Source organism: Cellulomonas algicola, assembly GCF_003851725.1.
In the GTDB taxonomy this organism is placed as follows: domain Bacteria; phylum Actinomycetota; class Actinomycetes; order Actinomycetales; family Cellulomonadaceae; genus Cellulomonas; species Cellulomonas algicola.
Map to the genome: position 1 here is coordinate 23157 of NZ_BHYL01000048.1, position 6937 is coordinate 30093.

A 6937-nucleotide genomic window follows, 5' to 3' on the forward strand; every position below is an offset into this window, starting at 1 on the left:
CGCCCTCCGACGGCTGCCCGCGCCCCGCACCCGACACGGGTCCCCGTCAGGCCGCGGCCGCGTCCGTCGCGGACGCCTGCTCGCCCGCGAGCTCCTCGACCACCTCGACGACGCGCGCGACGGCGTCGTACCGGGCGTACTCGGCCGCGAGCTCCTGCGCGCGGCGCGCGAACGACGGCTCCTCGAGCACCCGGCGGACCCCGTCGGCCACGGCCTGCGTCGTCGTCGCGTCGGTCGTCGGGTCGGTCCGCAGCGCGACCCCGACACCCGCCCACGCGACGCGCGCCCCGACCTCCGCCTTGTCCTCCGTCCGACCGGCGACGACGAGCGGGACGCCCGCCGCCAGCGCCTGCTGCACACCCCCGAACCCGCCGTTCGTCACCATGACGTCGGCGAGCGGCAGGAGCTGCTCGAACGGCACGAAGCGCGCGGCGCGCACGTTCGCGGGCAGCTCGCCCGCGAAGACGTCCCCGGGCTCGGCGGTGCCCGTCGTGAGCACGACGAGCGCACGCGTGCCGGTGAGGGCCTCGACCGCGGGGTAGAGCAGCCGCGACGGGTCGGTCGCGACGGTGCCTTGCGTGACGAGCACGACGGGCCGGCCGTCGGCCTTCGCGGCGAGCACGTCGCGCCACCACACCGGCGGCTCGAACAGGTCGACGCCGCGCGGCAGCACCGCGCCGACCGTCTCGACGTTCGCCGGGAGGTCGCTGCGCGGGTACTCGAGCGACGGCACCGACAGGTGCAGCACGCGGGTCGCGAACGTCGGCATCCAGTCGAGGAAGAACCCGTCGGGGCGCTCGACCCCGGCGTCGTCGACGAGCGCGAGCGCCTTCCGTTGGGCGTCCTTGAACACGGCCCGCTTGATGAACGCGTCGAGCAGGCGGTAGCGCAGCGCCTGGAGCCCTGTGCGGGGCGGCTGGAGGCCGGTGCCGAACGGGGCGGTGTCGCGGCTCGACACGGGCAGCGGCGTGACGGTCAGCTGGACCGACGGGATGCCGTGCCGGCGCGCGAGGAGCGCACCCGCGATGCCCGTGGTGTCGGTGACGACGACGTCAGGGCGCCAGCCCGCGACGACGGCCTCGAGGTCGGCGAGGTCGCCCGGCACGGGCCCGAGGAAGTGGTGGAGCACGTCCCACTGCAGCCGCTTCACACCCGGCTCGGGCGCGCCGTGCGCCGCGGACCAGGCGTCGAGCTCGGCGTCGTCGAGGTCGCGGCCGTGCACCACGGGTGCCGCGGTGGCGCCGGTCGCCGCGACCGCGGACGCGAACTTCGTGCCGGTGTGGACGACCACGTCGTGACCGGCGTCGACGAGCGCGCGCACGACCGGCAGCGCGGGACGGACGTGGCCGGTGATCGGCGTGAGGGAGAACAGGATCCGGCTCATGCGGGGGCTCCGGGGGTTCGTCGGCGGCCGGTCCGTCCGGCCCGTCGACTCAGGGGCCGCGGCCGCGGTTCCTGATACGCCGGGTCCGAGGCACCGGGTCGCTCGCACGCGTCGCCGACACCGACGTCGACGTCGGTCCCCGGGTGAACGAGGTCGGGATGGCGGGATTCGAACCCACGACCTTCCGCTCCCAAAGCGGACGCGCTACCAACCTGCGCCACATCCCGTGCGCACCCCGGTACGGCCGGGTGGCCGGGTGGGGTGCACGATCCGCTCCTGCGCACCCGGTACCCTGGGTGCCGCGGTCCGGCCTGCCGGACCTGTGCGGACGTAGCTCAATGGTAGAGCCCCAGTCTTCCAAACTGGCTACGCGGGTTCGATTCCCGTCGTCCGCTCCCCACCGCAGGACGCCCGTCGGCCGACGTCGTCCGCGGGCTCCCCGTCGACGACGTCGAGGATGTCGCGATCCGGGCGGCGCCCATCCGGGCGAAGTCTGAGATGATCGACTCCGGCTCGGGGTGCTCGAGGAGGGCTCATGACGCGGCTGACGCTCGGCAACGTCGTCAAGGTGGCGGCCGTCCTGGTCTTCCTGCCCCTGCTCGGCTACCTGGTGCTCGTCATCGGCGCGGTGCGCAAGCACCTCCGGACGTCCGTCGAGGGCCTGGTCTACGCCGGGGCGTTCTCCGCGGCGGTCTTCGTGCTCGACGCCCCCTGGGGACTGCGCACCCTGCTCGCGCTCGTCGCGATGGGCGCCTCGGGCGTCCGCTCCTGGCACCTGCGCGACCTCTGGCTGCCGGCACGACGCCGGTGGTGGAAGCACGACGTGGTGGGGACCGCGACCGTCGTCTCGACGTCCCGCGCGCCGCACACCACCCCTGTCGAGGGGGCGGAGGACCTGACGTCGACGGTCGCCCGGGTCCGCGAGCAGGCCGACCGGAACCGGCGGCGCCTGCCCGGCGACACCCACCGGACCGTCGTGCGGATCTGCGACGTGCTGGACGCCGTGATCGCCTCGGAGCAGCGTGAGCCCACCCGTGACGCGCGGTTCGAGTACGAGCTGGACGCGATGGTGCGGCAGTACCTGCCGTCCGTGCTCACGAGCTACCTCGCGATCCCGCCGGGCAGGGTGCACGAGCGCCAGCCCGACGGGCGCACCCCCGTCGAGGAGCTGACCGAGCAGCTGCGGATCCTCGCGGCCCAGGCCGACACCCTCGACGCGAGCCGGCAGCGTCGCCTGACGGCGGACCTGAGCACGAGCGGCAACTTCCTGCGCGACAAGTACGGGCACCGTCAGCCGGACGCCTTCGACTTCCGTGTCCAGTAGGCCACCGGTCGACCGCGCGACGAGCCGGGCGCCGTCGCCGGAGCGGCACGACGTGACCGCCTCCCCCGAGGCGTGGGACGACCTGCGCACGCGCCTGCGCGCGACGCGCTGGCCCGCGGCGCCGAGCGGTGCGGGCTGGTCGCTCGGCACCGACCAGGAGTACCTGCGGCACCTGGTCGCCTACTGGGCGGACGGCTTCGACTGGCCGGCGCGGGAGGCCGAGCAGGCGCTCGTGCCGCGCTTCCGCGTGCGGGTGCGCGGCGTCGAGGTCAGCTTCGTGCACGTGCGCGCGGTCCGACCGCCGGGTGCGTCGCCGGCGCTGCCGCTCGTGCTCACGCACGGCTGGCCCGACTCGTCGTGGCGGTACTCCAAGGTCGTGGGGCCGCTCACCGACCCCGGCGCGTACGGCGCCGACCCGGACGACGCGTTCGACGTGGTCGTCCCCGACATGCCCGGGTTCGGGCACTCGGTGCTCCCGCCGGACGTCGTCCTCGACTCGGTGGCGGTGGCCGGGGTCTGGGCGGACCTGATGGACGCGCTCGGGTACGACCGGTACGGCGCCGCGGGCGGCGACATCGGCAGCGCCGTGACGCGCTTCCTCGCGCTCGACCACCCCGAGCACCTCGTCGGCGTCCACCGCATGGACGCCGGGCTCCCGGTCCTCACCGGCGACGTCGCCGACCTGTCCCCCGTGGAGCGCGACTGGTTCGCGGACGTGGACCGGTGGCGTGCGGCCGAGGGCGCCTACGGCGCGGTCCACCGCACCAAGCCGCTGACGCAGGCCGTGGGACTCACCGACTCCCCCGCGGGTCTGGCGGCGTGGGTCGTCGAGAAGCTGCACGCCTGGAGCGACCCGCGCACCGGCATCACGGCGTTCACCGACGACGAGGTCCTCACGCTGCTCAGCACCACCTGGTTCACCGGGACCGCCGGCTCGTCGATGCGCATGTACCACGCGAACGCCGCCATCCCGCCCGCGCAGCACGCGCGCCGCGTCGACGTGCCGTCCGGGTTCTCGCTCTTCCCGGGCGACATCCTGCGGCCGCCCCGGGAGTGGCTCGACCGCGTCGCGCACGTCGTCTCCGTGACCGAGCCCCCGGCGGGCGGCCACTTCGCCCCGTTCGAGACCCCCGGACGCTACGCGCAGGAGCTGCGCGACTTCTTCCGCCCGCTGCGCGCGGCGACCTGACCCCGCGTCACCCGCGGGCGAGGCGGGACACCCGCAGGTAGTCGAACTGGTTGGTCGCCCCCGCCCCGCCGTGCGACACGAGCCCGACCTGGAGGTCGGACCCGGCGGGGAACGTCCAGACGCCGCCCGCGACCCAGGTCCGCCCGTCGGTGCTCGTGAACGCCTGCACGTCGTGCTCGCCCGTCCGGTCGGTCCGGTGGACGAGCCGCAGCCACGTCGTCTCGTCGGGTGGCCCGACGATCGTCCCGCCGTAGGAGAGGCGTCCGGCATACGGGCGCTCGGTGCCGTACTCGGTCTGCCGGGTGTTCCAGATCGCGACGTGCGAGAGCCGCGCCCAGAGGTCGTCGTCGACGTACGCGACCAGCCCGCCCTGCTGGTAGTTCCGGACGGTGTCCGTGCCGAGGTCGGTGGTCAGGCGCGTCTCGGCGACCCAGTCGGTCTCGGGCACGTCGCGCAGGAGCACGCCGGCGTCGTTCGTCGGGCCGACGAGGTCCGCCGCCTCGGTGGGCCAGGTCAGCGCCCCGTCCGCGACGGTCACCCGCGGGTCGCGGACCGTGCGCCAGCCGTCGTCGAGGGTCGTGCCGTCGAACTCGTCGCTCAGGTCCCGCAGGAGAGCGCCGGGCCGCGGCACGGCGACGGTCCGCGTGGCCGGACGGGCCGCGGCGAGCGCGCTCAGGTTGTCGACGTGCACGCCCGCACCCCTCGCGACCGCACCGCCGCGCGCGCCGGGCAGGGCGTGGTGCCGCACGTCGAGGGCGACCGTCGCGAGCGGGTCGCCGAGCCGGGCGTGCGTGAGCTCGGCACGGGCGACGCCGCCGCGGACCGTGAGCGCCGTCGCGTGCCACGTCGTGAGGTCCACCGACTCCGGGACCGGTGCCGACGCGCGGTCCACGGTCCGGCCGCGCTCCGTCCGCGCGACGACGAGCGTGCGCGTCGCCGGGTCGAGCGTCGCGGTGAGCGCAACCGAGCGTGCGGTCAGGACGAGCGACGCCGGCGCCGCGACACCCGCGTCGAACCGGACGTCGGCCTCGACACGCGCGTCCTTCCCGACCGCGGAGCGGGTGACCACCGTGGCGCGGCCGTCCGACCGCAGGTACCGTCCGGCGTCAGGCTCGTCGACGTCGGCCCAGGGGCCCGTCGTGGACCACGCGCGCGACAGGCCGTCGGCGAAGGTCGTGGCCGTGCGGCCGTCGGTGACCGGCGCGCGCTGCTCGTCGCTGGACGCCCACGCGCCGCCGCGCACCGTCGGCCAGCCGTCGAGCCAGTCGAGCCGGTCGAGGAGCATCGGTCGCTCGTTGATGCCGTCCGTGCCGTCGAGGTACGGGTCGTCGCGGTCGATCGCGTGGTACGCGAGCCAGTCCTGGCCGGCGAGGTCGGTGACGACCGCGTTGTGCCCGGTCCCGACCCACCGGTTCCCGTTCGGCGCCACCACCGGCGTCCCGCCCGCGCGCGACTGCAGGAGCGGCACGCCCTCACGGTCGAGGTACGGCCCCGCGAGGTCGCGCGACCGGCCGACGTGCACGCTGTACCCGGTCGTCGGCCCGGCGCAGCAGTTGGCGGACGACGCGAACAGGTACCACCAGCCGTCACGCTGGACGACGTACGCGCCCTCGTACTTGTTGTCGATCGCCACCTGCACCGGCTCGCCGACCGCCTGCGTGCCGTCGGCGGACAGCGGCACCGTCCAGATCCCGCCGTAGTACGAGCCGTAGAACAGGTGCTCCGTGCCGTCCGGCGCGACGACGTGCGACGGGTCGAACGTCCACAGGAAGTCGCCCGCTCCCCCGGCGCCGTGCCGCGGCCCGACCACCGGCTCGGCCGTCGGCGTCCAGGGGCCGGTCGGCGTCGGGGCGGTCGCGACACCGATCGCGCTGTCGTTCGGCTCGTCGGTCACGGTCGTCTCGGTCACGACGTAGTACATGCGGTACTGCCCGTCGACGTACCGGACGTCGGGCGCCCAGAGCGCCGCGCCCCGGCTCCTGTCGGCCCACACGGGCAGCGCGTCCTCGCTGAACGCGTCGCCGACGTACTCCCACGACACCAGGTCGGTCGAGCGCGCGGTCGGGATCAGGTGCCGCGTGCCCTCGCCCTCGCGCAGCGGGTCGGTCGTGCCGTACGCGTACCACCAGCCGTCCTTGCCGCGCACCACCGCGGGGTCGGCGAACGTGTCCGCGAAGCCGGTGCTCACGGGGTTCCGGTACCTCGACGCGCTCCCCGCCGCACCGTCGTGGTCGGGTGCTGCGCCGGTGCTCGGCGCCGCCGCGGCGGCCAGCGCGAGCGTGAGGGCGAGGGTCACGGTGAGCGAGGCGGAGGGGCGCACAGGGTCCTGCCGATCGTCGTCGATGGGCTGGACATCCGTTCTACCCCGGCGTCGACGACCCGGCGACCGGGAGCGTCGGACCGCGCCCGACAGGGCGCGACGATGCCGGCACCGGCGTCTCGAGATGCGTCGTCGACGGACGTGGCCGACGGTAAGACCGCGGTGCAGACCCCGCCGCGTCCTCGGGCGCGGCGTGCGCCCGGGGCGTCCACCGACGAGGAGGAACCCATGACTCGCACGGTCTCCGCATTCATGACGCCGCACCCGACGGTCGTCGAGGTCACGGACACGCTGCACGCGGTCGCCCAGACCATGGCGACGCAGGACGTCGGGTCGCTCGTCGTCGCCGAGGACGGCGCCGTCGTCGGCATCGTCACCGACCGCGACCTCGTGGTCCGCGGCCTCGCCCAGGGCATCGGCCTCGACGCGCCCGTCGGGCAGCTCGCGACGGGCGACGTGGTCACGGTCGGACCCGACGACGACGTCGACGAGGTCGTCCGCCTCATGCGCGAGCGCGCCGTCCGGCGCGTGCCCGTGGTCGACGGCGACCAGGCCGTCGGCATCGTGAGCATCGGCGACCTCGCGGTCGACCTCGACCCGGACTCGGCCCTCGCCGACATCTCGGAGGCCCCGCCGAACGACTGACCGGAACCTCGTCGGCCGCGGCGCGCGGCGGGACGGGACCGCGGGTGCACGACTGCCCCGGCCGCTCCCGCCGCG

At 75.2% G+C, this 6937-nt stretch carries 5 protein-coding genes and 2 tRNA genes; 4 read left to right on the plus strand and 3 right to left on the minus strand.

Going from position 1 to position 6937, the window contains the following annotated elements; translation table 11 throughout:
- Window positions 1-46 precede the first annotated feature (46 nt).
- Together CTKZ_RS03385 and CTKZ_RS03390 are read right to left on the minus strand one after the other, a co-directional pair.
- Complete coding sequence (locus tag CTKZ_RS03385; RefSeq protein WP_124341612.1) at window positions 47-1384, minus strand: glycosyltransferase; 1338 nt, start codon at window positions 1382-1384, stop codon at window positions 47-49.
- Between the two features lie 153 nt (window positions 1385-1537).
- Window positions 1538-1611: transfer RNA gene (locus CTKZ_RS03390), tRNA-Pro, on the minus strand.
- A gap of 97 nt (window positions 1612-1708) precedes the next feature.
- On the opposite strand from CTKZ_RS03390, the gene CTKZ_RS03395 reads away from it, so the two are divergent.
- The 3 genes from CTKZ_RS03395 to CTKZ_RS03405 all read left to right on the plus strand — a co-directional run bounded on the left by CTKZ_RS03395 (window position 1709) and on the right by CTKZ_RS03405 (window position 3897).
- A tRNA-Gly gene (locus CTKZ_RS03395) sits at window positions 1709-1779 on the plus strand.
- Window positions 1780-1919: 140 nt separating this feature from the next.
- Window positions 1920-2708, plus strand: a complete 789-nt coding sequence (locus CTKZ_RS03400) for a hypothetical protein (protein WP_124341613.1) — start codon at window positions 1920-1922, stop codon at window positions 2706-2708.
- Window positions 2709-2760: 52 nt separating this feature from the next.
- The gene (locus CTKZ_RS03405; protein ID WP_124341614.1) at window positions 2761-3897 is read left to right on the plus strand and encodes an epoxide hydrolase family protein; all 1137 of its coding nucleotides are present in this window, start codon (window positions 2761-2763) and stop codon (window positions 3895-3897) included.
- Window positions 3898-3904: 7 nt separating this feature from the next.
- On the opposite strand, the gene CTKZ_RS03410 is transcribed toward CTKZ_RS03405, so the two are convergent.
- A complete protein-coding gene (locus tag CTKZ_RS03410; RefSeq protein WP_124341615.1) occupies window positions 3905-6217 on the minus strand; it encodes a glycoside hydrolase family 43 protein in 2313 nt (770 codons plus the stop codon).
- A 228-nt stretch (window positions 6218-6445) separates the two neighbouring features.
- Here CTKZ_RS03410 and CTKZ_RS03415 point away from each other — a divergent pair, with 228 nt between their 5' ends.
- A complete protein-coding gene (locus CTKZ_RS03415) occupies window positions 6446-6862 on the plus strand; it encodes a CBS domain-containing protein (RefSeq protein WP_124341616.1) in 417 nt (138 codons plus the stop codon).
- Window positions 6863-6937: the final 75 nt, after the last annotated feature.